At 75.8% G+C, this 1,421-nt stretch carries 2 protein-coding genes; both read right to left on the bottom strand.

The genetic code is table 11. From position 1 onward, the window contains the following. On the bottom strand, positions 1-786 hold a 786-nt coding region (gene rsmA, locus ACYVE9_RS26840; protein WP_461030490.1), incomplete at its 3' end, for a 16S rRNA (adenine(1518)-N(6)/adenine(1519)-N(6))-dimethyltransferase RsmA. Further along, the coding region (locus ACYVE9_RS26835) for a transglycosylase family protein (protein ID WP_461030489.1) at positions 783-1,421 on the bottom strand (639 nt) is incomplete at its 5' end. The genes ACYVE9_RS26835 and rsmA, both read right to left, overlap by 4 nt.

The following is a 1,421-nucleotide window of genomic DNA, read 5'->3' as shown; positions in this document are numbered from 1 at the left end:
CTCCGCGGCGGCGGGTGACCCCGCCCAGCCGGAGAGCGCGGCCCGCAGCGTCTTGCGGCGCTGGGCGAACGCCGCGTCCACCGCCGTGAACACCTCGGTGCGGGAGGCCGTGGTGCGCGGCGGCTCCCGCCGGACCAGGGACACCAGGCCGGAGTCCACGTTGGGCGCCGGCCAGAACACGTTGCGCCCGATCGAACCGGACCGCTTCACGTCGGCGTACCAGGCGGCCTTCACCGACGGCACCCCGTACACCTTCGAGCCGGGCGGCGCCGCCAACCGGTCGGCGACCTCCGCCTGCACCATGACCAGGATCCGCTCCAGGGTGGGGAACGTCGCCAGCATGTGCAGCAGGACGGGAACGGCCACGTTGTAGGGCAGGTTGGCGACCAGCGCGGTGGGCGGCGGGCCGGGGAGCTGCGTCACCCGCATCGCGTCGCTGTGGACCAGTTCGAAGCGGTCGGCGCGCTCGGGCAGCCGCGCGGCGACGGTGGCCGGCAGCGCGGACGCCAGCACGTCGTCGATCTCCACCGCGACGACCCGGGACGCGCTCTCCAGCAGGGCCAGGGTGAGCGAGCCGCCGCCCGGCCCGACCTCGACCACCACGTCGTCCGGCCGCACGTCCGCCGTCCGGACGATGCGCCGCACGGTGTTGGCGTCGATGACGAAGTTCTGGCCGCGCTGCTTGGTCGGGCGTACGCCCAGCGCGGCGGCCAGCTCACGGATGTCGGCGGGACCGAGCAGCGGGCCGCCCGGTTCGTCGGGCGCGGGATCGGGGGCGGTGCTCACCGCTGCAGTTTACGGCCGCACACCGGCCACGGACTCGCCCCCCGCCGCACGTACAGCTTCTTGGCCCGGAGCGTCTGCTCGGCGGCCGGTGCGTCCTGCGGCCGGCCGCTGCCGCCGAGCGCCCGCCAGGTGCCGACGTCGAACTGGTAGAGGCCGCCGTAGGTGCCGGTGGCGTCCACCGCGTCGGGCCGCCCGCCGGACTCGCATTCCGCCAGCGCGGCCCAGTCGAGGTGGTCCGCGCCGCGCACCGAGTCCGGCAGCTCCTTCGCGCCGACGTTGATGATGCGCGGCTGCGGCCGGCGCACCAGTTCGGTGCTCACCCGGCGTGGCCGCTGCCGGACGCCGTCGACGGTCCGCACCCGGTAGGTGATGCGCCGGATGCCCTCCCGGCCCGGCTGGATCACCACCTCGGTGCCCTGGAACAGCTCCGGGTCGCGACGCCGCTCGGTGAGGTAGGGCACGCTCACGTCGCGGACCCGCTTGCCCGCGGTGACGCGCTGCACGGTGACGGTCTGGCCGTCGCGCGGGAAGTCGTCCAGCGGGACCGAGCTCACGTCCTCGCCGCGCAGCCGGACGCCCGCCTCGGCCAGCGCCTCGCGCACGGTCGCCGCGTTGGTGCGGACGCGGCGGGCCCG

The organism is Streptomyces sparsus, from assembly GCF_054776295.1.
Note: the sequence above shows the minus strand (reverse complement) of the source record. Positions and strands in the feature narration are given on the sequence as shown.